Annotated in this window: 23 protein-coding genes and 2 pseudogenes; 12 read left to right on the top strand and 13 right to left on the bottom strand. The window is 73.0% G+C overall.

Going from position 1 to position 20,856, the window contains the following annotated elements; all coding sequences use genetic code 11:
• Nucleotides 1-10 precede the first annotated feature (10 nt).
• Entirely contained in the window at nucleotides 11-379 is a 369-nt protein-coding gene (locus tag J7E94_RS29150) for a YrdB family protein (protein ID WP_215019796.1), read from the top strand.
• Here the strand turns inward: J7E94_RS29150 and J7E94_RS29155 are convergent.
• Genes J7E94_RS29155 through J7E94_RS29165 form a run of 3 tightly spaced genes read right to left on the bottom strand, consistent with a single transcriptional unit; the run spans nucleotide 352 to nucleotide 3,361 of the window.
• A complete protein-coding gene (locus tag J7E94_RS29155; protein WP_215019797.1) occupies nucleotides 352-1,347 on the bottom strand; it encodes an acyl-CoA dehydrogenase family protein in 996 nt (331 codons plus the stop codon). The genes J7E94_RS29150 and J7E94_RS29155 overlap by 28 nt on opposite strands.
• On the bottom strand, nucleotides 1,347-2,492 hold the full coding sequence (locus J7E94_RS29160; protein WP_215019798.1) for an acyl-CoA dehydrogenase family protein: 1,146 nt from the start codon (nucleotides 2,490-2,492) through the stop codon (nucleotides 1,347-1,349). Before J7E94_RS29160 ends, J7E94_RS29155 begins: the two co-directional genes overlap by 1 nt.
• Entirely contained in the window at nucleotides 2,492-3,361 is an 870-nt protein-coding gene (locus tag J7E94_RS29165) for an enoyl-CoA hydratase (protein ID WP_215019799.1), read from the bottom strand. The genes J7E94_RS29160 and J7E94_RS29165 overlap by 1 nt, the downstream gene beginning before the upstream one ends.
• Nucleotides 3,362-3,520: 159 nt before the next feature.
• On the opposite strand from J7E94_RS29165, the pseudogene J7E94_RS29170 reads away from it, so the two are divergent.
• The 6 genes and pseudogenes from J7E94_RS29170 to J7E94_RS29195 form a co-directional block, all read left to right on the top strand.
• Nucleotides 3,521-3,637: pseudogene (locus J7E94_RS29170) on the top strand (acyl-CoA dehydrogenase family protein); the annotation flags it as partial.
• Nucleotides 3,634-4,416 carry an SDR family oxidoreductase gene (locus J7E94_RS29175; protein ID WP_215019800.1) on the top strand — a complete coding sequence of 261 codons (783 nt, stop codon included), beginning with the start codon at nucleotides 3,634-3,636 and terminating at the stop codon, nucleotides 4,414-4,416. The pseudogene J7E94_RS29170 and the gene J7E94_RS29175, both read left to right, overlap by 4 nt.
• Before the next feature lie 176 nt (nucleotides 4,417-4,592).
• Nucleotides 4,593-5,234 (top strand): TetR/AcrR family transcriptional regulator, encoded by a 642-nt coding sequence (locus J7E94_RS29180; RefSeq protein WP_215019801.1) that lies wholly within the window; start codon nucleotides 4,593-4,595, stop codon nucleotides 5,232-5,234.
• Nucleotides 5,235-5,260: 26 nt separating this feature from the next.
• A complete protein-coding gene (locus J7E94_RS29185) occupies nucleotides 5,261-6,418 on the top strand; it encodes an acetyl-CoA C-acetyltransferase (RefSeq protein WP_215019802.1) in 1,158 nt (385 codons plus the stop codon).
• A gap of 339 nt (nucleotides 6,419-6,757) precedes the next feature.
• Entirely contained in the window at nucleotides 6,758-6,964 is a 207-nt protein-coding gene (locus J7E94_RS29190) for a cold-shock protein (RefSeq protein ID WP_030707191.1), read from the top strand.
• Nucleotides 6,965-7,065: 101 nt separating this feature from the next.
• Nucleotides 7,066-8,766: a DEAD/DEAH box helicase gene (locus tag J7E94_RS29195; protein ID WP_215019803.1), complete on the top strand. Its 1,701-nt coding sequence runs from the start codon at nucleotides 7,066-7,068 to the stop codon at nucleotides 8,764-8,766.
• A gap of 105 nt (nucleotides 8,767-8,871) precedes the next feature.
• On the opposite strand, the gene J7E94_RS29200 is transcribed toward J7E94_RS29195, so the two are convergent.
• From J7E94_RS29200 to J7E94_RS29220, 5 genes are read right to left on the bottom strand one after another with little or no spacing between them, the layout of a single operon-like run.
• On the bottom strand, nucleotides 8,872-9,804 hold the full coding sequence (locus tag J7E94_RS29200) for a tyrosine-protein phosphatase (protein ID WP_215019804.1): 933 nt from the start codon (nucleotides 9,802-9,804) through the stop codon (nucleotides 8,872-8,874).
• Nucleotides 9,805-9,834: 30 nt separating this feature from the next.
• The gene (locus J7E94_RS29205; RefSeq protein ID WP_215019805.1) at nucleotides 9,835-10,917 is read right to left on the bottom strand and encodes a nitronate monooxygenase; all 1,083 of its coding nucleotides are present in this window, start codon (nucleotides 10,915-10,917) and stop codon (nucleotides 9,835-9,837) included.
• Nucleotides 10,918-10,946: 29 nt separating this feature from the next.
• A complete protein-coding gene (locus J7E94_RS29210) occupies nucleotides 10,947-11,690 on the bottom strand; it encodes a CoA-transferase subunit beta (RefSeq protein WP_215019806.1) in 744 nt (247 codons plus the stop codon).
• Complete coding sequence (locus J7E94_RS29215; protein ID WP_215019807.1) at nucleotides 11,687-12,541, bottom strand: CoA transferase subunit A; 855 nt, start codon at nucleotides 12,539-12,541, stop codon at nucleotides 11,687-11,689. The genes J7E94_RS29210 and J7E94_RS29215 overlap by 4 nt, the downstream gene beginning before the upstream one ends.
• Nucleotides 12,538-13,314, bottom strand: a complete 777-nt coding sequence (locus tag J7E94_RS29220) for an enoyl-CoA hydratase family protein (protein ID WP_215019808.1) — start codon at nucleotides 13,312-13,314, stop codon at nucleotides 12,538-12,540. Before J7E94_RS29220 ends, J7E94_RS29215 begins: the two co-directional genes overlap by 4 nt.
• Before the next feature lie 56 nt (nucleotides 13,315-13,370).
• Here J7E94_RS29220 and J7E94_RS29225 point away from each other — a divergent pair, with 56 nt between their 5' ends.
• From J7E94_RS29225 to J7E94_RS35040, 4 genes are all read left to right on the top strand, one after another.
• Complete coding sequence (locus J7E94_RS29225; RefSeq protein ID WP_251057395.1) at nucleotides 13,371-14,228, top strand: SDR family oxidoreductase; 858 nt, start codon at nucleotides 13,371-13,373, stop codon at nucleotides 14,226-14,228.
• A gap of 1 nt (nucleotide 14,229) precedes the next feature.
• Nucleotides 14,230-15,138 (top strand): SDR family oxidoreductase, encoded by a 909-nt coding sequence (locus J7E94_RS29230; protein WP_215019809.1) that lies wholly within the window; start codon nucleotides 14,230-14,232, stop codon nucleotides 15,136-15,138.
• A gap of 365 nt (nucleotides 15,139-15,503) precedes the next feature.
• On the top strand, nucleotides 15,504-16,055 hold the full coding sequence (locus J7E94_RS35035) for a Gfo/Idh/MocA family protein (protein ID WP_251057396.1): 552 nt from the start codon (nucleotides 15,504-15,506) through the stop codon (nucleotides 16,053-16,055).
• Complete coding sequence (locus tag J7E94_RS35040) at nucleotides 16,049-16,798, top strand: Gfo/Idh/MocA family oxidoreductase (RefSeq protein ID WP_251057397.1); 750 nt, start codon at nucleotides 16,049-16,051, stop codon at nucleotides 16,796-16,798. Before J7E94_RS35035 ends, J7E94_RS35040 begins: the two co-directional genes overlap by 7 nt.
• A gap of 39 nt (nucleotides 16,799-16,837) precedes the next feature.
• On the opposite strand, the gene J7E94_RS29240 is transcribed toward J7E94_RS35040, so the two are convergent.
• The 5 genes and pseudogenes from J7E94_RS29240 to J7E94_RS29255 all read right to left on the bottom strand — a co-directional run bounded on the left by J7E94_RS29240 (nucleotide 16,838) and on the right by J7E94_RS29255 (nucleotide 19,845).
• On the bottom strand, nucleotides 16,838-17,200 hold the full coding sequence (locus tag J7E94_RS29240) for a DUF4180 domain-containing protein (RefSeq protein ID WP_215019810.1): 363 nt from the start codon (nucleotides 17,198-17,200) through the stop codon (nucleotides 16,838-16,840).
• A 65-nt stretch (nucleotides 17,201-17,265) separates the two neighbouring features.
• On the bottom strand, nucleotides 17,266-17,661 hold the full coding sequence (locus tag J7E94_RS35045) for an IclR family transcriptional regulator C-terminal domain-containing protein (protein WP_308345506.1): 396 nt from the start codon (nucleotides 17,659-17,661) through the stop codon (nucleotides 17,266-17,268).
• 324 nt (nucleotides 17,662-17,985) lie between these two features.
• Nucleotides 17,986-18,186, bottom strand: a pseudogene (locus tag J7E94_RS36095) (hypothetical protein); the annotation flags it as partial.
• Nucleotides 18,183-18,833: an HAD family acid phosphatase gene (locus J7E94_RS29250; protein ID WP_215019811.1), complete on the bottom strand. Its 651-nt coding sequence runs from the start codon at nucleotides 18,831-18,833 to the stop codon at nucleotides 18,183-18,185. The gene J7E94_RS29250 and the pseudogene J7E94_RS36095, both read right to left, overlap by 4 nt.
• Nucleotides 18,834-18,954: 121 nt before the next feature.
• A complete protein-coding gene (locus J7E94_RS29255; RefSeq protein WP_215019812.1) occupies nucleotides 18,955-19,845 on the bottom strand; it encodes a hypothetical protein in 891 nt (296 codons plus the stop codon).
• Nucleotides 19,846-19,997: 152 nt separating this feature from the next.
• Here J7E94_RS29255 and J7E94_RS29260 point away from each other — a divergent pair, with 152 nt between their 5' ends.
• Nucleotides 19,998-20,753 (top strand): serine protease, encoded by a 756-nt coding sequence (locus J7E94_RS29260; RefSeq protein WP_251057408.1) that lies wholly within the window; start codon nucleotides 19,998-20,000, stop codon nucleotides 20,751-20,753.
• Nucleotides 20,754-20,856 lie beyond the last annotated feature (103 nt).

Genomic DNA, 20,856 nt, shown 5'->3' on the forward strand with positions numbered 1-20,856 from the left:
GGTTGTGCGCATGACAGCGCCGCGCCGCCGGACCTTCGGGATCCTCAACGACCTCCTCGCCTTCCTCCTGGAGGTCTTCGCCCTCCTCACCCTCGCCCTGTGGGGCTACCGGCAGGGCGGCGGGCTGATCGGCGGCGTGCTGCTCGGTACGGCGGCCGCGGCGGCCGCCGCTCTGCTGTGGGGGGCCTTCGCCGCGCCCAAGGCCCGTTACAAGGTGCCGCTGCCCGGCGTGCTCTCCGTCAAGGCCGTGGTGTTCGGGGCCGCCGCCCTCGCCGTGGTGGGGCTCGGACTGCTGCCACAGGCCTGCTGGTTCGCGGCGATCGTTTTCGTGAACACCGCTCTCGTCACGTACTACCGCTCTCGGGACTCCCGCGCCTGAAGGACCTCGGCCCGGCACACCGACGGCGTGCCCCACGCGTCCCGCAGCGGGCGGGCCTTGCGCAGCCACAGGGACAGGTCCAGCTCCTCCGTGTAGCCGACCGCGCCGTGGAGCTGGAGGGCGGACAGGGCCGCCGCGTACGCCGCCTCGCCCGCGGTCAGCTTCGCCGCCGCCACCTCCCCCGGCGCCAGGGACAGCGCCGCCGCCCACACCAGCGGCCGGGCGAACTCCAGGCCCAGCAAGGTGTCCGCCAGCCGGTGCTTGACCGCCTGGAAGCCGCCGATCGGCGTCCCGAACTGCGTGCGCTGCTTCGCATACTCCACCGTCCGGGCCAGCAGCGCCTCGCCGACACCCAGGCACTGGGCCGCCGTCAGCAGCCGGGCCCAGCGCCCGGCCACCACCGCCGCCTCCACCACCTGCGGTGCCGCCGCCAGGAGTTCGCCGCCCGCCGCGGGCGCGGTCAGCCGGCGCGCCGGGTCCGTCGAGGCCGGCAGCCGGCCGCCCCCGTCCGGTGCCAGCCGCAGCTCGCCCGCCTCCGACACCGTGAAGCAGTACGTGGCCGCGTCCGCGTCGAGGGCGTACGGGGACCCGCCCGGCAGCGTCAGCGTCGCCGAGGCCCCGCCCGCGACCAGCCCGGGCAGGAACCGCTTCGCGAGCCCCTCGTCCCCCAGCTCCGACAGGAGTACGCAGACGGCCGCCGTCTCCACCACCGGCCCCGGCACCCCGGCCCGGCCCAGCTCCACGAAACCCAGCGACAGCTCCACCGGGAGCAGCCCCATGCCGTCGTACGCCTCGGGCGCGGCCAGGGCGAAGAGGCCCGTACCGGCGATCCGGGAGCAGAGCGCCCGCCCCGGCCCGTGCCCGCCGCCCGCCCAGGCCCGTACCGCCGCGGGGACATCCGCGGCCCCCAGGAGGGAGCGCAGCGTACGGGCGAAGTCCGACTGCTCGTCGGTCGGCAGGAAGCGCATCAGCGGCGGCCCTTCGGGAGGCCGAGCAGCCGCTCGGCGATGATGTCGCGCTGGATCTCGTTCGTCCCCGCGTAGATCGGGCCCGCCAGGGAGAAGATCCAGGGCTCGGCCCACGGGCCCTCGGCGAGCTCGGCGTCCGGCCCCAGCAGGTCCAGCGCCGTCTCGTGCAGCGCGATGTCGTACTCCGACCAGAACACCTTGTTCAGGCTGGACTCGGCGCCGATCCCTCCGCCCTCCGCGAAGCGGGTGGCGCCCGCCCAGGTGAACAGCTCGTAGGCGCGCGCCCCGACCACCGCGTCCGCCACCCGGTCGCGCAGCGCGGTGTCGGACGGGTCGCCGTGCGAGCGCCACAGCGCGACCAGCCGGTCCGCCGCCGCCAGGAAACGGCCGGGGGAGCGCAGGGTGAGCCCCCGCTCGTTGCCAGTGGTCGACATCGCGATCCGCCAGCCCTGACCGGGCTCGCCGATCACGTCCTCGTCCGGTACGAAGACCTGGTCGAGGAAGAGCTCCGCGAAGGCCGGCTTGCCGTCGAGCCGGCCGATGGGCCGCACCGTCACCCCGGGCGCGCGCAGGCCGAACATCAGATACGTCAGCCCCTGGTGCGGTTTCGGGGCGTCCGGATCCGTGCGGAAGATGCCGAAGGCGCGGTCCGCGAAAGCGGCCCGTGAGGACCAGGTCTTCTGCCCGGACAGCAGCCAGCCGCCCTCGGTGCGCACTGCCCGGGACTTCAGCGAGGCCAGGTCGGAGCCCGACTCCGGCTCCGACCAGGCCTGCGCCCAGATCACCTCGCCGCTCGCCATGGAGGGCAGCACCCGGGCCCGCTGCTCGGGCGTCGCGTGGTCGAAGAGCGTCGGGGCGAGCAGGTTGATGCCGTTCTGCGAGACCCGGCCGGGCGCGCCGGCCGCCCAGTACTCCTCCTCGAACACCAGCCACTTCACGAGGTCCACGCCCCGGCCGCCGTACTCCTCGGGCCAGGACACCACCGACCAGCGGTCCGCGTGCAGCCGCGCCTCCCACTCCCGGTGGGCCGCGAACCCCTGCCCCGTCTCCAGCGAGGGCAGCGGATCGGCCGGGACGTGCGCGGCCAGCCAGCTCCGGGCCTCCGCGCGGAAGGCCTCCACCTCCGGCGTCTGGGTCAGGTCCATCAGCCGTTCGCCTCCTTCATGGCAGCGCCTATGGCGGCGCCCTTCATGGCGGATACGTCCATGCCGCCGAGCGAGTCCGCCGCCGTCTCCGCGTCGTGCGCGTGCGCCAGGTGGTGCAGGCCGAACACCGAGTCCATGCCGGTGTGCAGGCCCTGGAGGTCCTCGGCCTGGTTGACGGCCCGCTTGGTCAGGGCCAGCCCGAAGCCGGGCATCTCGGCGATACGCAGCGCGAGCCGGTCGGTCTCCTGCGTCAACCGGGCGCGTTCCACGACCCGGTTGACCATGCCGACCCCGTACGCCCGCCGGGCGGGCATCCGGTCCCCCGTGTAGAGGAACTCCTTCGCGATCCGCGGCGGCATCGCCCACGGGTGCGCGAAGTACTCGACGCCGGGGATGCCCATCCGTACGACCGGGTCCGCGAAGAAGGCGTCCTCGCTCGCCACGATCAGGTCGCAGACCCAGGCCGGCATCAGCCCGCCCGCCACGCACGCCCCGTGCACCGAGGCGATCACCGGCTTCGGCAGCTCCCGCCACCGCCGGCACATCCCGAGGTACACCTCCGACTCGCGTGCGAAGCGGGATTCGGCGCCCGGCCGGTCCGAGTGGTCCCACCACAGGCCGGCCCGCCGCTCGAAGGGGAGATGGGCGTCGCGTTCCGGAGTGCCGATGTCGTGGCCCGCGGAGAAGTGCTCGCCGGCGCCGGCCAGGACGACCACCTTCACCTCGGGGTCGTCGGCGGCGCGGTAGAAGGCGTCGTCCAGGGCGTAGGTCATGGCGCTGTTCTGCGCGTTGCGGCAACGGGGGCGGTTCATGGTCACGTACGCGACCGGGCCGCGCCGCTCGTACAGCACCACCGGGGCTTCGGGCATGCGGGGATCCTTCCCTAACAAGTGTTTGGTAGGTTAACGTACGGCCATGAGCAGCGTCGAGGAGTTCCGCACCGGGGCTCGGAGGTGGCTGAAGGCCCACCTCACCGGCGGGTTCGCCGCCCTCAAGGGCCGCGGCGGGCCCGGCCGCGAGCACACGAGCGGCAGCGGCTCTTCCTCTCCGCCCGCGCCGACACCATCTACGCGGGCTCGGACGAGATCCAGCGCACCCTCATCGCCGAGCGGATCCTCGGCCTTCCCAAGGAGGTACGGGCGTGACCACCCCCGACTACGTCCCCGGCCACGGACTGCTGAAGGACCGCACCGCCGTCATCACCGCCGCCGCCGGCGCCGGCATCGGCGGGGCCACCGCCCGCCGCTTCCTGGAGGAGGGCGCCCGGATCCTGATCAGCGACGCCCACGCGCGCCGCCTGAAGGAGACCGAGGACGCGCTCGCCGCCGAGTTCGGGGCCGACCGCGTCGCCTCCCTCCCCTGCGACGTCACCGACGAGGACCAGGTCCAGGCCCTCTTCGCGCTTGCCGAGCAGACCCACGGCCGCCTCGACATCGTCGTCAACAACGCCGGCCTCGGCGGCACCGCCGCCCTCGTCGACATGACCGACGCACAGTGGTCCCGCGTCCTCGACGTCACCCTGAACGGGACCTTCCGCTGCACCCGCGCCGCGCTGCGGTCGCTGAAGGCGTCCGGCGGCGGCGGAGTCCTCGTCAACAACGCCTCCGTCGTCGGCTGGCGCGCCCAGACCGGCCAGGCCCACTACGCCGCCGCCAAGGCCGGTGTGATGGCGCTGACCCGCTGCGCGGCACTGGAGGCCGCGGAGTTCGGCGTACGGATCAACGCGGTCGCCCCGAGCCTGGCCATGCACCCGCACCTGGTGAAGGTCACCAGCGAGGAGCTGCTCGCCGAACTCACCGCCCGCGAGGCCTTCGGCCGGTACGCCGAGCCCTGGGAGGTGGCCAACGTGATCGTCTTCCTGGCCAGCGGCTACTCCTCGTACATGACCGGCGAGACCGTGTCGGTCAGCAGCCAGCACGCCTAGGGGGTGCCTTGCCGGTCAGGCCGGGCTCGCGACGCCTGGCACGCACGCTCGCCGCGTTGTCGTCGGTCGCCGACGCTCCGCGTCGACTCCCTCCTCCGCCTTGCGATCGCACGCACCAGCCGCCGCTCGCTGATCCGGCCTGACCGGCAAGGCACCCCCTGGCCGAGAATGGACGCGTGCCCACGAACAAGCCGACCGCCGAGAAGAAGCCCGCTCCGAAGAAGCCGCAGGTGACCGCCTCGCCCGAGCGGCGCCGCGAACTCCTCGACACCGCCGCCGAGGTCTTCGCCGCGCAGGGCTACAACGCCACCACCGTCCGCAAGATCGCCGATGCCGCCGGGATGCTCGCCGGCAGCCTCTACTACCACTTCGATTCCAAGGAATCGATGCTCGACGAGATCCTCTCGGCCTTCCTGACCGAGCTGTGGGAGGGCTACGACACGGTCCTCGCCGCCGGCCTCGGCCCCAGGGAGACCATCGAGGCCCTCGTCACCGAGTCCTTCCGCGAGATCGACCGGCACCGCGCCGCCGTCGCGATCTACCAGAAGGAGTCCCGCACCCTGTCCGCGCAGCCCCGCTTCCACTACCTGTCCGACTCGCAGCAGAAGTTCGAGAAGGCCTGGCTGGGGACGCTGGAGCGCGGGGTCGCCGCCAAGGTCTTCCGCGCCGACCTCGACATCCGCCTCACCTACCGCTTCGTCCGCGACACGGTGTGGGTGGCGGCGTCCTGGTACCGGCCGGGAGGACAGCACAGCCCCGAGGAGATCGCCCGCCAGTACCTGTCGATGGTGCTGGACGGGATCGCCCTCCGCACCTGACCGATGAGATCGTCAGAGGAGTTCCGATGCCCGAGGCCTACATAGTCGAAGCGGTACGCACCCCCGTGGGGCGGCGCAGGGGCGGCCTGTCCGCGGTCCACCCGGCCGACCTGGGAGCGCACGTACTGAAGGCGCTGGTCGAGCGGTCCGGGGTGGACCCGGCGGCGGTGGAGGACGTGGTGTTCGGCTGCCTCGACACGGTGGGGCCGCAGGCCGGGGACATCGCGCGGACGGCGTGGCTGGCGGCGGGGCTGCCGGAGGAGGTGCCGGGGGTGACGGTGGACCGCCAGTGCGGGTCCTCCCAGCAGGCCGTCCACTTCGCTGCGCAGGGGGTCCTGTCCGGCACCCAGGACCTGGTGGTCGCGGGCGGCACCCAGAACATGTCGATGATCCCGATCGCCTTCGCCTCGCGGCAGGCGGCCGAGCCGCTGGGCCTCACGGAGGGACCCTACGCGGGCTCGGAGGGCTGGCGGGCCCGGTACGGGGACGCCCCGGTGAACCAGTTCCACGGCGCCCAGCTGATCGCGCAGAAGTGGGGCATCTCCCGTCGGGACATGGAGGAATTCGCCCTCCGCTCCCACCAGCGGGCGATCCGCGCGATCGACGAGGGCCGCTTCGCGCGCGAGACGGCGGCGTACGGGGACGTGACGGTGGACGAGGGCCCGCGCCGCGACACCTCGCTGGAGAAGATGGCCACCCTGGCGCCGGTCGTCGAGGGCGGCACCATCACGGCGGCGGTCTCCTCCCAGGTCTCGGACGGCGCGGCGGCGATGCTGATCGCCTCCGAGCGGGCGGTCCGGGAACACGGCCTGCGCCCGCGCGCCCGCATCCACCACCTCTCGGTCCGCGGCGAGGACCCGATCCGCATGCTGTCCGCGCCGATCCCGGCCACGGCGTACGCACTGAAGAAGACCGGCATGTCACTGGCCGGCATCGACCTGGTGGAGATCAACGAGGCGTTCGCGCCGGTGGTGCTCGCCTGGCTGAAGGAGACGGGCGCGGACCCCGAGCGGGTGAACGTCAACGGCGGCGCGATCGCCCTGGGCCACCCCCTGGGTGCGACGGGCGTCAAGCTGATGACCACCCTCCTGCACGAGCTGGAGCGCACCGGCGGCCGCTTCGGCCTCCAGACGATGTGCGAGGGCGGCGGCCAGGCCAACGTCACCATCATCGAGCGCCTGTAGCCCCTCAGGAGGGGATCAGGCCGCAGCCGAGGAGGACGGCGGCGTCGATGCGGACGTGTGCTGCGACGCGGACGTGTGCTGCGACGCCGACCGAAGCCTGCGCCGTCCGCACCGCGCCCGCTCCCGAGGGCGCCGCAGCGTGCGCGCGGGTACCACGAAGGGCGCACGTCACACGCCGCCGGCCACACTCCGCGGCAGACTTGTGCTAGCGTAGATCTCGTTGCAGTTGTGGTACCCATGAACTTTATGTGCGCCTGACGGGAATGATCCTCAGGCGCTTTTATTGTTTTGCCGGACTCTCCGGATGGGGCCCTTTGCCGCCTATTCAGGAGATTTAAAATGGCACTTGGCACCGTGAAGTGGTTCAACTCGGAAAAGGGCTTCGGCTTCATCGAGCAGGACGGTGGCGGCCCGGACGTCTTCGCCCACTACTCGAACATCGCCACCCAGGGCTTCCGTGAGCTCCAGGAGGGCCAGCGCGTGTCCTTCGACGTCACCCAGGGCCAGAAGGGCCCCCAGGCGGAGAACATCCTCCCCGCCAACTAAGTATTCCAGCATGCCGGGGTCCGCACCGTGAGGTGCGGGCCCCGGCTTGTCTGCTGTTTCGACGTTTGTTTTACCTGCCGGTTTCAGGAGGGCTTTCTCGCATGACCAGCTCCAGCTCCGCACGACCCAGCCGCCGCCCCACCCGGGGCCGAGGTGCGGCCCAGGGACGTCCGAAGGCTGGCGCGGGACGGCAGAAGTCCGCGCCCGTTGCCCGGCCCCAAGAATTCACCATGCCCGACCCGATGGCCCCGGCGCTGCCGCCGGTCGCCGCGTTCGAGGACATGGGCATGCCCGAGGCGCTGCTGAAGACCCTCGCCGCCCAGGGCGTGACCGAGCCGTTCCCGATCCAGGCCGCGACGCTGCCGAACTCCCTCGCCGGCCGTGACCTGCTCGGCCGCGGCCGTACCGGCTCCGGCAAGACGCTGGCCTTCGGCCTGGCGCTGCTGGCCCGTACCGCCGGCCGCCGCTCGCAGCCCAAGCAGCCGCTCGCGCTGGTCCTCGTACCGACCCGCGAGCTCGCGCAGCAGGTGACCGACGCCCTGACCCCGTACGCCACGGCCGTCAACCTGCGCATCGCCACCGTCGTCGGCGGCATGTCGATCAACCGGCAGTCCGGCGCCCTGCGCCGCGGCGCCGAGGTGCTCGTCGCCACCCCCGGCCGTCTGAAGGACCTCATCGACCGCGGTGACGCGGACCTCTCGCAGGTCGCGATCACCGTCCTCGACGAGGCCGACCAGATGACCGACATGGGCTTCATGCCGCAGGTCACGGCGCTGCTCAAGCAGGTCGAGGCCGGCGGCCAGACCATGCTGTTCTCGGCGACGCTCGACAAGAACATCGACAAGCTCGTCAAGATGTTCCTGACCGACCCGGTCGGCCACTCCGTCGACCCGTCGGCCGGCGCGGTCACCACCATGGAGCACCACGTCCTGTACGTCATGGACGAGACCGACAAGAAGGCCGTGGCGACGCGTATAGCCGCTCGCGACGGCCGGGTGATCATGTTCGTGGACACCAAGCGCGGGGTCGACCGCATGGTCAAGAAGCTCCTCGCGGACGGCGTGCGCGCCTCCGGCCTGCACGGCGGGCGCTCGCAGCCGCAGCGCAACCGCACCCTGGACTGGTTCAAGACGGGCGAGGTCACCGCGCTGGTGGCGACGAACGTCGCGGCGCGCGGCATCCACATCGACGACCTGGACCTCGTCGTCAACGTGGACCCGCCCGTCGACCACAAGGACTACCTGCACCGCGGCGGCCGTACCGCGCGCGCCGGCGAGTCCGGCAGCGTGGTCACCCTGGTGCTGCCCGACCAGAAGCGGGAGATGATCCGGCTGATGTCGGACGCCGGGATCTCCCCGCGCACCGCGCAGATCAAGTCCTCCGACGAGGAGCTGTCCCGGCTGACCGGCGCCAAGGCGCCCTCCGGCATCCCGGTGGTGCTGGACGTGCCGCAGCCGACCCCGCCCAAGCAGCGCAGCGGCTCGGGTTCCGGGTCCGGTTCGGGCTCCGGCTCCGGCTCGCGCCGCCGGTCGGGCGGGCCGCGCACCGGCTCCGCCACGGCCGGCGCACCGGCGGCGGGCGGCCGCGGCCGTCGCGCCGGCGGCGGCTCCGGGCAGGCCCCGGCGGCCTCCGGGTCGGGCCAGGCCCGTCGCGGGCAGGGCACCGGCGCCCAGGGCGGCGGGGCCGCCGGCTCCGGTGAGCGCGGCCGGCGCACGGGTGGCGGCGCCACCGGTGGTGCGGCCGCGGCTTCGGCGCGCAGCCGGGTCGGCTCCGGGGGCCAGGGCCGCCGCCGGGCGGTCTGACCCGTAGCGGGACACGTACGTACGACGACGCCGCCGGGCAGCCCTTCGCAGGGCCGCCCGGCGGCGGCGTTTCCGTTTCCGCTTCTGCTTCCGTTTCTGCTTCCGCTAGCGGACCAGCTTGGCCTGGAGCTTGGCCAGGGTCCGCAGGTCCAGGCCGAGGCCGTCCGTCAGGTAGCCGTAGAAGCTGCCGTAGTCGGCTTCCAGCTGGGCCGTCGCGGAGTCCAGGTAGTCCTGGCGGACCTCTTGGAGCGGGATCAGCAGGTCCGGGTTCTGCATGCGCCCGGACTGCTTGAGGGCCGCCCGCACCTGCGCGTCGTACGCGGCGCGGAAGGTGTTGGACGCCAGGTAGTCGCGCTCCGCGGTGTCCTCGGGGACGGCCAGGGCCCGCAGCAGGACGTAGCTCATCCAGCCGGTCCGGTCCTTGCCCGAGGTGCAGTGGTACAGCAGCGGACCCTGTCCGCCGTCCGCGATCTCCCGCACGGTCGCCGCGAACTGCGCCCGGTTCTCGGGGCTGGTCACGAAGGTGCGGTAGATGTCGCGCATGTAGGCCTCGGCGCGACCGCCGCCGAGCATCCGCTCCTGCTGGACGGGGTCGCCGCTGGCGATCGCACCGACGAGGGTCCCATAGAGGCCGAGGTCGCTGACCGGGCGCGACGTGGGGGCCAGCCCGGCGGGCAGCTTGTCGGCGCCGTCGTACTGCAGCTCCATCGGGATGCGGAAATCGACGGCCTTCGTGAGGCCGAGACCGGACACGGTGGTGATGTCCGCGGCGGTCAGCTTGCTCAGTGCGTCGGAGCGGTAGACCAGGCCCTGGCGGACCTGGCCGCCGGTCCAGGTGAGGTAGCCGCCCAGGTCGCGGAAGTTGACCGCGCCCTGGAGGGGGATCTGGCGGATCGTTTCCGCCTGGACGTGCTGGTGGTGCCGGGCACTGACCCCGGCTCCGGGCGCCGCCGCCGCGTACGCGGAAGCGGGCAGGGTCCCGATGGCGAGGGCGGAGGCGAGGACCGCGGTCGCCAGGCGGATTCGGGCACGGCTCATGGAGGCGACTCCTGTGACGGAGAAGGGGGATCACCCTGGTGGTGGCAGGGTGCCGAGCGTGTGCGGGTGGTGCAGCTGTTCCAGCACGGTGTGTGCCTCGGCCATGACGCGGGAGACGAGCTCCGCACAGGACGGGAGATCGTCGATCACCCCCGCGACCTGGCCTGATGCCATGACACCGAGGTCCGTACGGCCCTCGACCATGGACGCCTTGAGGAGCATGGGGGTGTTCGCGGCGAGCAGGACCTGGCTCCAGGACAGCTCCTTGCCGTGTTTCATCGCGATGCCGTCGCGCACCATCTGCTGCCAGCTCAGCCCGGAGAGCCTGCGGAAGCCGGCCGCGTGCCGGACCGCCCGGACCAGCGCCCGGGTGCGGCCCGCCCGCTCCAGGGAGTCGACCAGCCCGGTGCGGAGCATGCGGTGCGGGAGACCGTCGACGGCCGTGGTGACGGTGACGTCCTTGACCGTGGCCTTCAGGTACTCGGCCTTGACGGCGTCCGGGACGGTGGAGTCGGAGGTCAGCAGGAAGCGGGTGCCCATGGCGATGCCCGCGGCCCCGTAGGCCAGAGCCGCCACCAGGCCGCGGCCGTCGCTGAAGCCGCCCGCCGCCACCACCGGGATGTCCACGGCGTCCACGACCTGCGGCAGCAGGACGGTCGTGGCCACGTCCCCGGTGTGCCCGCCGCCCTCGCCGCCCTGCACGATCACCGCGTCGGCGCCCCACGCGGCCACCTTCTCGGCGTGCCGCCGCGCCCCGATCGAGGGGATGACCACCACGCCCGCGTCCTTGAGCCGCGCGATCAGCTCCCTGGAGGGCGCGAGGGCGAAGGAGGCGACCCGTACGCCCTCGTCGATGATCAGCTGGGCGCGCTCGGCCGCGTCACCGGCGTCCGCGCGCAGATTGACCCCGAAGGGGGTTCCGTCCGGCGTACGGGACTTGACCTCCCGGACCGCCGACCGCAGCTGGTCCATGGTCATCGTCGCCGACGCCAGGATCCCCAGGGCCCCCGCGTTGGCCGCGCCCGACACCAGGCGCGGGCCCGCGACCCAGCCCATGCCCGTCTGCACGATCGGGTGCCGCACACCGACCAGCCTGGTGAACGCCGTCTCCATGTCCCTCACCATCGGCATGGCCATCGCTGTCAGACCCGTACTTCTCGGTCGCGCAGGCCCTTGGGGTCGATCACCTCGCGGATCAGCCGCAGCTCCTGCGACGTCGGCTCCCGGGTGTACGGGACCTCGTCGGCGATGGCCGGCTCGAAGCCGGTGGCCGCCCGGACCTGGTCGACGGTGACCCCGGGGTGGAGGGAGGCCAGGCGCATCGAGCGGGAGGGGCCGGCGAAGTCGAAGACGCCCAGGTCGCTGACGACCCGGGGGAGGCGGTGGTAACGGGTGGCCGAGGGCCCGGCCGCCTCGGCGCGGTCGTAGCCGACGCCGCTGACCATGTCGACCTTCTCCACGAACACCCGGGGGGAGTGCTTGGGGATCCAGTAACTGACCGGGTTGTTGAGGGTGTTGACGGGCGCCCCGCGCACGCCCAGCAGCTGGCGGGCGGGCTGCCGCCAGTCGCCGATGCAGGAGATGTTCTGGTTGCCGAACCGGTCGATCTGACTGGCGCCCATCATCACGTGCCGGCGCCCGCCGGTGACCATGGTGAGGTGGCGCCGGTAGGGGAGCCAGCCCTCGACCGTGCCGTCGAGGCCGACGAGCATGGCTTCGCCGTCCGTCAGGAGCAGGTCGGGGGCGAAGGTCCGCTTCGCGAGGCGGGCTCCGAAGGAGGGGATCAGGCCCATCGGGCTGGCGAGTACCTCGCCGTTGTCGCGCCAGGCCTCGGCGCAGGCGATCACGCAGTACTCGGCGCGGGAGATCGTGAGGGGGGTGGTCACGGCTGCTGCTCCTCGTGCCAGGTCCGGACGGCGGACTGGTAGTCGTGCTCGCTCGCGCCCGCGAGGAAGCGGTCGGCGAACTCGGGCCAGGGGGTGGTCGCGTAGAGCTTCTGGAAGGCCTCGTCGCGGTCGTAGTCGGGCACGCAGGAGGTGAAGTGCGCGCCGTTCGGGGTCTCGACGACCCCGGTGACGCAGTGGCGGCTGACGAGGAGGGACTGCGGGGGGCCGGTCTTGGTGAGCTCGGCGGTCTCGACGAGCTGCTCGCAGGAGACGTAGGCGGCGTCGGCGGCCTCGCAGAAGAGGTCGTCGAAGTACGGGTCCGGGCCCAGGTACTGGGCGTTGCCGAGGCGGTCGGCCCGGTTGAGGTGGACCAGGGCGGCGTCCATGCGCAGGGCGGGGACGGCGACGAACTCCTCGCCGTCGGCGTAGGGGGAGGTGACGGTGCGCAGCTCCGGGTTGACCCGCATCACGTCGGAGCCGAGGCCGGCGCGGACGGGGAGGAAGGGCAGCCGGTTGGCGGCGGCGTGCAGGCCCCACATGAACATGGCCTCGTCGTACTCGGTGAGGGCGAAGGCGGCGCGCTCGCGGGCGGCGCGGAAGTGCGGCTCCAGCGGGATCGAGTCGAGGGTGGCGAAGGGGGCGACGAGCCGGCGGATGCGGCCCGCGGCGGCCAGCAGGCCGATGTCGGGGCCGCCGTACGCGATCACGGTGAGATCGGTGATCTCGGAGCGGAGCAGTGCTCGCACCAGGGCCATGGGCTTGCGCCGGGAGCCCCAGCCGCCGATGCCGAGGGTCATCCCGCTGCGCAGCCGTCCGACCACCTCTTCGGGGGCCATGGTCTTGTCGGTCACGACCGGTCCTCCCTGCTCTCCTTGCTCTCCTTGCTCTCCTGGCCGAAGGTGTCGCGGACCCGGTCGGCGACCCCGCTGAGGTTGGCCTCGAAGGTGAAGCCCTGCTCGAAGCGGTAGCTGCGGCGCACGTCCACGGGGTCGATGCCGTTGATGGCGGCCTTGGCCAGCCGGATGAGGCAGCCGTCCTTCTTCGCGATCTCGGCGGCCAGTTCCAGGGCGGCGGAGCGCAGTCCGGCGGGCGGGACCACCTTCCAGACCGAGCCGTGCGCGTGCAGTTCGGCGGCGGTCGCGGTGCGCGAGGTGTAGTAGAGAGCGCGCATCAGGTGCTGCGGGACGAGGCGGGCCAGGTGGGTGGCGGCGCCGAGCGCGCCGCGGTCCAGCTCGGGGAGCCCGAAGGTCGCGTCGTCGCTCGCCACGATCGCGTCGGCGTTGCCGACGAGGCCGATGCCGCCGCCGAGGCAGAAGCCGTTCACGGCCGCGACGACCGGCACCTCGCACTCGTAGACGGCGGCGAAGGCCTCGTAGCAGCCCCGGTTGGCGCCGATGAGGGAGGAGTGCCCGGTGTCGCGCTGCATCTCCTTGATGTCGACGCCGGCGTTGAAGCCGCGGCCCTCGGCGGCGAGGACGACACAGCGGACCTCGGGGTCGCGGCCGGCGGCCCGGAGGGCGTCGGCGAGGTCGTACCAGCCCTGCACGGGGAGCGCGTTGACGGGCGGGAAGTCGACTGTGACAAGGGCGATGCCCTTGTCCGGGCTTGAGGTGGAGACACCCATGAGCAGATCAGCTACCTTTCCACCAAACATTTGTTAGGTGAGGAAGGTAGCAGCCTATGGAGCTCGACGGGAGGGTTGTCGCCGTCACCGGTGGGACCCGGGGCGTCGGTGCCGGGATCGCCCGCTCGTTCCTCGCGGCCGGCGCGGAGGTCGTCGTCTGCGCGCGGCGGCCGCCGGAGGAACCGGTGGCGGAGGGGGGCGGGCGCAAGGCGTCCTACCTCCCGCTGGACCTGCGGAACCCGGCCGCCGTGCAGGACTTCTTCGGCGCGGTCGCCGGGCGGTACGGGCGGCTGGACTGCCTGGTCAACAACGCGGGCGGGACGCCGTACCGGCTGCTGGGGGAGGGAGAGGCGGAGCGGCACGCGCGGGTCGTCGAGCTGAACCTGGTGGCCCCGATGACGGCCTCGCTCGCGGCGTATCCGTGGCTGCGGGCGACGCGGGGTTCGGTGGTGATGATCGGCAGCGTCAGCGGGACCCGGCCCTCGCCGGGGACGGCGGCCTACGGGGCGGCGAAGGCGGGGCTGGAGAACCTGGCCCGGTCCATGGCCGTGGAGTGGGCTCCCGAGGTGCGGGTGAACTCGCTGGTCCTGGGCATGGTGCGGACCGAGCTGGCGCACCTGCACTACGGGGACGAGGCCGGGATCGCGGCGGTGGGGGCGACCGTACCGCTGGGGCGGCTGGCGGAACCCTCGGACGTGGGGGAGGCGGCGGTGTTCCTGGCCTCCGGCCGGGCGGGGTACGTGAGCGGGGCGAGCCTGCTCGTGCACGGGGGCGGGGAGCGCCCGGCGTTTCTGGATGCGGCAACCGTGAACCAGGCGGTTGTGAACAAGGCGGCTGCGAACAAGGCGGCTGCGAACAAGGCGGCTGCGAACAAGGCGACTGCGAACAAGGCAACTGGGAACGAGGAGAGCTGACATGGGCATTGCGGAAGGCCGAGTGGTCATCGTGACGGGCGCGGGGCGGGGGCTGGGGCGGGCCCACGCGCTGGCCTTCGCGGCGGAGGGGGCGAAGGTCGTCGTCAACGACCTGGGAGTGGGGCTGGACGGGCTGCCGGGGCCCGACTCCCCGGCAGCCTTGGTCGTTTCGGAGATCCGGGCCCTGGGCGGGGAGGCGGTGGCGCACGGCGGGGACATCGCGACGGCGGAGGGGGCGGCCTCGCTGGTGTCGTGCGCCCTGGACTCCTTCGGGCGGCTGGACACGCTCGTCAACAACGCGGGGTTCCTGCGGGACCGGATGCTGGTGAACCTGGAGGAGGACGACTGGGACGCGGTCATGCGGGTGCACCTGAAGGGGCACTTCCTGCCGCTGCGGGCGGCGGCCGGGTGGTGGCGCGCGGAGGCGAAGGCGGGGCGCCGGGTCGCGGCGAGGGTGGTCAACACCTCTTCGGGGGCCGGGCTGTTGGGCTCGGTCGGCCAGGGCAACTACAGCGCGGCCAAGGCCGGGATCCTGGGGCTGACGCTGGTCTCCGCCGCGGAGATGGGGCGGTACGGGGTCCAGGTGAACGCGATCGCCCCGGCGGCGCGGACCCGGATGACGGAGCGGACCTTCGCGGAGACGATGGCCGCGCCGGGGGCCGGGGCGTTCGACGCGATGGCTCCGGAGAACGTGTCACCGCTGGTGGTGTGGCTCGGGGCGGATGCGTCGGCCGGGGTGACGGGGCGGGTCTTCGAGGCGGAGGGGGGCCGGATCACGGTGATGGAGGGGTGGCGGCCGGGCCCGACCGCCGATCGGGGGGGCCGGTGGACTCCGGCGGAGGCGGGGGAGGCGGCGGCGAAGCTGCTCGCTGCCGCGGAGGCTCCGCTGCCGGTGTACGGCGCCCCCTGACGGCGCGCCCCCGCCGTCGGGTGCTCCGCCCCCTGTCCCCCTTCGCCTCAAGCGCCGGCGGGGCTGGATGGGCCCCGGTCGGGGGCATCCGGGCGCGCTGCGCGGACGGCGCCGTCGTCACCGGCCACAAGGTCGGGCTCTCGTCCCCCGTCATGCAGGCCATGATGGGCGTCGACGAGCCCGACTACGGGCACCTCCTCGACGCGATGGAGCTCCGCGGACCAGGAGGACCTGGCCGAGGGCTATGTCCTGGCCTGCCAGGCACGCGCGGCCGGCCAGGCCCGGGTGCGGATTACCTACGACTGAAGCCGACTGCAACCGGCGGGAGCGGACTGGAACCGCAGGCCGCGGGGAAGGGCTTACGCATGCCTGCCGTTGTCACCCTTGCCGTCGTCGGCGCCGGAAGCCGGGGCACCGGATACGCCCGCTGGGCCCTGGCCCACCCGGAGCGGGCCCAGATCGTCGCCGTGGCCGAACCGCGCACGGTCCGGCGCGAGCGGCTGGCGGCCGCCCACGGGATCGGGGCCGGGGCGGCGGTGGGCGACTGGCGGGAGCTGGCCGCCCGCGGGCGGATCGCGGACGCGGTGCTGATCTGCACCCTGGACCGGGATCACCTGGAGCCGGTGCTGGCCTTCGCCGCGCTCGGCTACCACCTCCTGCTGGAGAAGCCGATGGCGCTGACGGAGGAGGAGTGCCGGCGGATCGTGGACGCGGTGGAGGAGGCCGGGGTGACCCTCGCGGTCGGCCACGTCCTGCGCTACACCCCCTATACGCGGGCGCTGAAGGCCGTCGTCGACTCCGGCCGGCTCGGGGAGATCGTCAGCGTCCAGCACCTGGAACCGGTCGGCTTCTGGCACCAGGCGCACTCGTTCGTACGGGCAACTGGCGCCGCGAGGACCAGGCGACGTCCATGCTGATGGCCAAGTCCTGCCACGATCTGGACTGGCTGCAGTACGTGCTCGGCCGGCCGCCCCTCCGCGTCTCCAGCTTCGGCCGGCTCTCCCACTTCAGGCCCGCGAACAGGCCCGCCGGCGCGGCGGACCGCTGCCTGGACTGCGCCGTGGAGGGCGACTGCCCCTATTCCGCCGCGCGCGACTACGGCGACCGGCTGGCCCGCGGCGAGCACTCCTGGCCGCTGAACGTGGTGGTCGACGAGTTCACCCCGCAGGCGCTGGAGGGCGCGCTGCGGGAAGGACCGTACGGGCGGTGCGTGTACGCGTGCGACAACGACGTGGTCGACCACCAGGTGGTGGCCATGGAGTTCGACTCCGGAGCCACGGCCACCTTCACCATGACCGCCTTCACCGAGCAGGCGGACCGCCAGACCCGCGTCTTCGGGACCCGCGGCGAGCTGCGCGGCGACGGGAAGAGCCTGCGGGTCTACGACTTCCTGACGCGGACCGAGGAACTCGTCGGCCTCGGCGCCGGCGTTGGCGGCGGTGCGGCGGGGGCGATGGACGCGGCGGGCGGCCACGGCGGCGGCGACGCGGGCCTCATGGACACCTTCGTCACCGCCGTCGCCACCGGAAACCCCGGGCTGGTGAAGTCCGGCCCGCGGGAGTCCCTGACCAGCCACCTGACCGTGCTCGCCGCCGAACGCGCCCGGCGCAACGGCACCGTCGAGACCGTACGGCCGCCGGCAGCCGCCGGCACGGGCTGACCGACCTTCGCCGCCTCAGCCCTTCAGCCCTTCAGCCCTTCAGCCCTTCAGGCGTTCCCGCAGCTCCCCGGCATCGGCCAGGAACCACGCATGCCGCCCGCGGTTGCACTCGCGGACGAAGTCCCGCAGCGCCGTACCGCCCTCCGTGTGCCGGGAGATGTCGCCGAGGACGACCAGGCCCATGCGGTACTGGGCGAACTTCTGGATGATGTCACCCGCGACGCGGGTGCGCAGGCGGAAGAAGGCCTCGTCGAACCGCTCGGCGGGGATGACGACCCACTGGGCACCCTGGTACGAGGCATCGCCGATCAAGTCCAGGGCGTCGGCCTCGGCGGCGATGGGCCCGCCCTCGGCGGAGGCGATCAGGACGGGGACGTCGTGGATGGTCTCCAAGGTGTTCATGGGGACCAAACGTAACGGGCCCGGCCCCCTGGCGAGGGGTCGGGTCCGTGGGGTATCTGTACCCGCTACATCCACTCGCTGAACCGCAGCCAGCCCATCATGTTGTCCATCGCCTGTGCGGACACGGCCGGTTCCAGGTCCCGCGCCGGGGCGGTCGTCGAACGCCCGGCGCGCCCCGGCCCGTACAGCTCGCGCCACACGGCCCGCGCGCACGCCGCGACCACCGGTCCCAGCCGGGCCAGTTCGCGCTCGCCGCGGCAGGAGGAGACCGATACCGCCGCGACGGCCCGGCCCGCGCCCCGCAGCGGCGCCGCCACGCAGGAGATCCCGCGGAAGCTGTCCTCCCGGTCGTAGGCCGCCCCGCGCTCGCGGGTCGCCGCCAGCTCCGAGCGCAGCGCGAGCGGCCGGATCAGCGTGCGGGCCGTGCGCGGCCGCAGCCCCTGGGCCAAGACGTGTTCCACCGCCGCCCGGGTCGCTGAAGGCCAGGACCGCCTTGCCGGCGGCCGTGCAGTACGCGGGCATCCGCCCGCCCACCCGGGAGGGCACGGCGCTGGCCTCCGAGCCGCCGATCCGCTCCAGGCAGACCACCTCGGCGCCGTCCAGCACCGAAAGGTGCACCAGCTGCCCGGTCTGTGGAGCGCGTGCAGCAGCGGGAGGGCGGCCCGGCGCAGCCGGTTGTGGTGGGAGGCCAGCGCGCCCAGCTCCAGCATGCGCATGCCCATCCGGTAGTCCCGGCCCTCCCGGTCCAGCCAGCGCAGCTGCACCAGCTGGTCGAGGATCCGATGGGCGGAGGAACGCGGGATTCCGGAGCGGCGTACGACCTCGGTGAGCGAGAGCCGCGGCTGCGGCAGGGCCTCTACGCCTCCGGCAACTGCTCGGCGGCGGTGATGGGGGAGCCCTACCCGGGGCCGGGCGCGACGATCGGCCCTGCCATGGCCTTCGGCTGGGCCGCGGTCAACGCCATCGCCGCGGCCCTCGGCCGTCAGGACAGCTTGCCGTCGTAGTCCGGCAGCTTGACGGTGCGCTCGGCGTGCCCGCCGACCAGGTCGCTCTCGTTGTTGCCTATGTTGGCGATGATCGTGTAGCCGCGGGCCTCGATCTCGGCGCGCTTGCCGGTCTTGTAGGCGCTGACCTGGTCGAACAGGTCGGGCAGATCGCGGACGTAGAGGCCGGAGACGGGGTAGCCGACCGCCTTGAGGTTGCGCTCGGTGAGGGAGTGGACGATCCCGGGGCGGGCGGTGACGAAGAAGACGGCGGCCCCGCGGTCGTTCGCGTACCGGGTCAGCTCGCGCACCTTGGCGATCGCGGGGGTCGGGAAGGTCCAGAACCAGTGGAAGTCCGTCTCCAGCGAGGTGTTGTCGATGTCGAGGACGATCGCGGGCTTCTCCCCGGCGGGGGAGGCGGCGATGCGCTGCTCGATGGCGGGGCGGGCGGCGTCGATGACGGCGGCGACATCGCGCTGCCAGGTGGCGTAGTCGATGCCGAGGACCGCTGCGTTTCCGCCAGGCGCGGACGCGGTGACGGACGCCGGCGCGGCCGGGGCCGCCTGGACGGCGGTGGCCGGAACCAGGGTCAGGACGGCGGCCGCCGCGGCCACCGCCGCGGCGGTGGTGGCGGTACGGGTGCTGCGCATGGGGACGCTCCTCGATCACGCATTGGCATGTACGTGGCCAGAGTTGGCGAGATCCACACCGTTGTCTACCGGCCGGTAGGAAACTTTTCGCGGCCACCCGGTGAATCCCCGTCGGCAAGGGCTACGTGTCGCAGTCCAGGACCGTGCGGCACAGCCCGCACCGCGCCCTCAGCCGTCCGCGCACCGGCACCCGCAGCCGCTGCTCGCACACCGGGCAGGGGAAGCTCACCCGCAGGCCGCCGTCGTGGCGTTCGAAGCGGTACGCCGCCCCCTGCCCCGAAGCGGCCCCGGCCCGGCGGTCCTTGGCGTAGCGCAGCCGCGCCACCGGGCCCGCGGCGGCGAGGGGAGGCCGGCGCAGGTCCCGCCCGGCCCTCGCGCGGCCGCGCGCGTAGGCCTCGTACGCCTGAGGGCTGGTGAACCATGCCGAGGGGTCCTCGCCGGTCAGCCGGGCGCGCCGGGCGAGGACGTACCCGAACTCCTCCGGGGTGAGGTAGCCGAACTTCTGGTGGGTCAGCGCGTCTTCGCGGTACGCGTCGAGCAGCAGCCAGCCGACGCCCAGGTAGGCGGCGGCGGTGTCGGTGAGGATCTCGTTCTGCGCGGTGGCCGGGAAGGAGAGGTCCAGGCGGTGCAGCAGGACATGGGTGACCTCGTGGGCCAGGGCCGCCGCCAGATCGCGCCGGTGGACTCGGAATCGGTCGTTGACCTCGATGAAGTGCTCGGGCCCTGCCGCCAGTTCCACGGTGGCCGCCTCCTGCATCGGCCGGAAGCTCACCACCACGCGCGCGTCGGGCAGCCGCAGCGCGCGCACCACCGCCGAGGCCACCCGCTGGGCTCCCAGGTGCAGGTCGTCCTCGGCCGTGAAGGCGGCGTCTGCGGGCGCGAAGCTGCCGGTGTAGGCGCGGATCCCGTCGGCCGAGAGGCACCGGAAGAGCGCGGCGATCGAGGCGCGCACGGTGTCCAGGTGCGGAAATCCGTGCTCGACCGGGCTGTTGGGCCCGCTGTTCTGCGTCATGCCGCCCCCAGCGCGGGAAGTTGTCCGAAAACGCGTTCTTGATGCCCGCCATACGTCGGATGTGTCATGGACCCGTCATTCATGCGATGGCACGCACGGCCCAACCCCCCACGAAAGGCAGTGTGTTGACTGTGAGCACCCTCACGCGGTTCATGAAGCGCACCCTCGCCGCCGGCGCGGTCGCCCTCGCGGCCGTCAGCCTCCAGCCCGGCTCCGCCACCGCCTCCACCGCCCCCGTCGTCGGCGGCACCCGCGCCGCCCAAGGCGAATTCCCCTTCATGGTGCGGCTCTCCATGGGCTGCGGCGGCGCCCTCTACACCCAGCAGATCGTCCTCACCGCCGCCCACTGCGTCAGCGGCTCCGGCAACAACACCACCATCACCGCCACCGCCGGGGCCGTCGACCTGCGCAGCTCCAGCGCCATCAAGGTCAAGTCCACCAAGGTCCTCCAGGCCCCCGGCTACAACGGCACGGGCAAGGACTGGGCACTGATCAAGCTCGCCCAGCCCATCAACCTCCCGACCCTCAAGATCGCCGACACCAAGACCTACGACAACGGCACCTTCACCGTCGCCGGCTGGGGCGCCACCCGCGAAGGCGGCAGCCAGCAGCGCTACCTGATGAAGGCCACCGTGCCCTTCGTCTCCGACGCCGACTGCCAGGCCGCGTACGGCAGCTCCCTCGTGCCGAGCGAGGAGATCTGCGCCGGCTTCCTCGACGAGGGCGGCGTCGACACCTGCCAGGGCGACTCCGGCGGCCCGATGTTCCGCCGCGACGACACCGGAGCCTGGATCCAGGTCGGCATCGTCAGCTGGGGCGAAGGCTGCGCCCGCCCCGGCTACCCCGGCGTCTACACCGAGGTCTCCACCTTCGCCTCCGCGATCAAGTCCGCCGCGGCGACCCTGTAGCCGGTCCGCCTTGTCCTTCCGGCCGGTCGGGAACCGGCCGGTAGGGAACCGGCCGGTAGGGCAAGGCACCACGCCCTGAGGCTCATGAGGCTCATGGGGCTCA

The sequence above is a fragment of the Streptomyces sp. ISL-94 genome, assembly GCF_018614075.1.
Classification (GTDB): Bacteria; Actinomycetota; Actinomycetes; order Streptomycetales; family Streptomycetaceae; genus Streptomyces.

Coding starts and splice junctions, on each gene's coding strand:
- J7E94_RS29150 (WP_215019796.1), top strand. CDS start 11: ATGACAGCGCCGCGCCGCCGGACCTTCGGGATCCTCAACGACCTCCTC.
- J7E94_RS29155 (WP_215019797.1), bottom strand. CDS start 1,347: ATGCGCTTCCTGCCGACCGACGAGCAGTCGGACTTCGCCCGTACGCTG.
- J7E94_RS29160 (WP_215019798.1), bottom strand. CDS start 2,492: ATGGACCTGACCCAGACGCCGGAGGTGGAGGCCTTCCGCGCGGAGGCC.
- J7E94_RS29165 (WP_215019799.1), bottom strand. CDS start 3,361: ATGCCCGAAGCCCCGGTGGTGCTGTACGAGCGGCGCGGCCCGGTCGCG.
- J7E94_RS29185 (WP_215019802.1), top strand. CDS start 5,261: ATGCCCGAGGCCTACATAGTCGAAGCGGTACGCACCCCCGTGGGGCGG.
- J7E94_RS29190 (WP_030707191.1), top strand. CDS start 6,758: ATGGCACTTGGCACCGTGAAGTGGTTCAACTCGGAAAAGGGCTTCGGC.
- J7E94_RS29195 (WP_215019803.1), top strand. CDS start 7,066: ATGACCAGCTCCAGCTCCGCACGACCCAGCCGCCGCCCCACCCGGGGC.
- J7E94_RS29200 (WP_215019804.1), bottom strand. CDS start 9,804: ATGAGCCGTGCCCGAATCCGCCTGGCGACCGCGGTCCTCGCCTCCGCC.
- J7E94_RS29205 (WP_215019805.1), bottom strand. CDS start 10,917: ATGGAGACGGCGTTCACCAGGCTGGTCGGTGTGCGGCACCCGATCGTG.
- J7E94_RS29220 (WP_215019808.1), bottom strand. CDS start 13,314: ATGGGTGTCTCCACCTCAAGCCCGGACAAGGGCATCGCCCTTGTCACA.
- J7E94_RS29225 (WP_251057395.1), top strand. CDS start 13,371: ATGGAGCTCGACGGGAGGGTTGTCGCCGTCACCGGTGGGACCCGGGGC.
- J7E94_RS29230 (WP_215019809.1), top strand. CDS start 14,230: ATGGGCATTGCGGAAGGCCGAGTGGTCATCGTGACGGGCGCGGGGCGG.
- J7E94_RS35035 (WP_251057396.1), top strand. CDS start 15,504: ATGCCTGCCGTTGTCACCCTTGCCGTCGTCGGCGCCGGAAGCCGGGGC.
- J7E94_RS35040 (WP_251057397.1), top strand. CDS start 16,049: ATGCTGATGGCCAAGTCCTGCCACGATCTGGACTGGCTGCAGTACGTG.
- J7E94_RS29240 (WP_215019810.1), bottom strand. CDS start 17,200: ATGAACACCTTGGAGACCATCCACGACGTCCCCGTCCTGATCGCCTCC.
- J7E94_RS29250 (WP_215019811.1), bottom strand. CDS start 18,833: ATGCGCAGCACCCGTACCGCCACCACCGCCGCGGCGGTGGCCGCGGCG.
- J7E94_RS29255 (WP_215019812.1), bottom strand. CDS start 19,845: ATGACGCAGAACAGCGGGCCCAACAGCCCGGTCGAGCACGGATTTCCG.
- J7E94_RS29260 (WP_251057408.1), top strand. CDS start 19,998: ATGAAGCGCACCCTCGCCGCCGGCGCGGTCGCCCTCGCGGCCGTCAGC.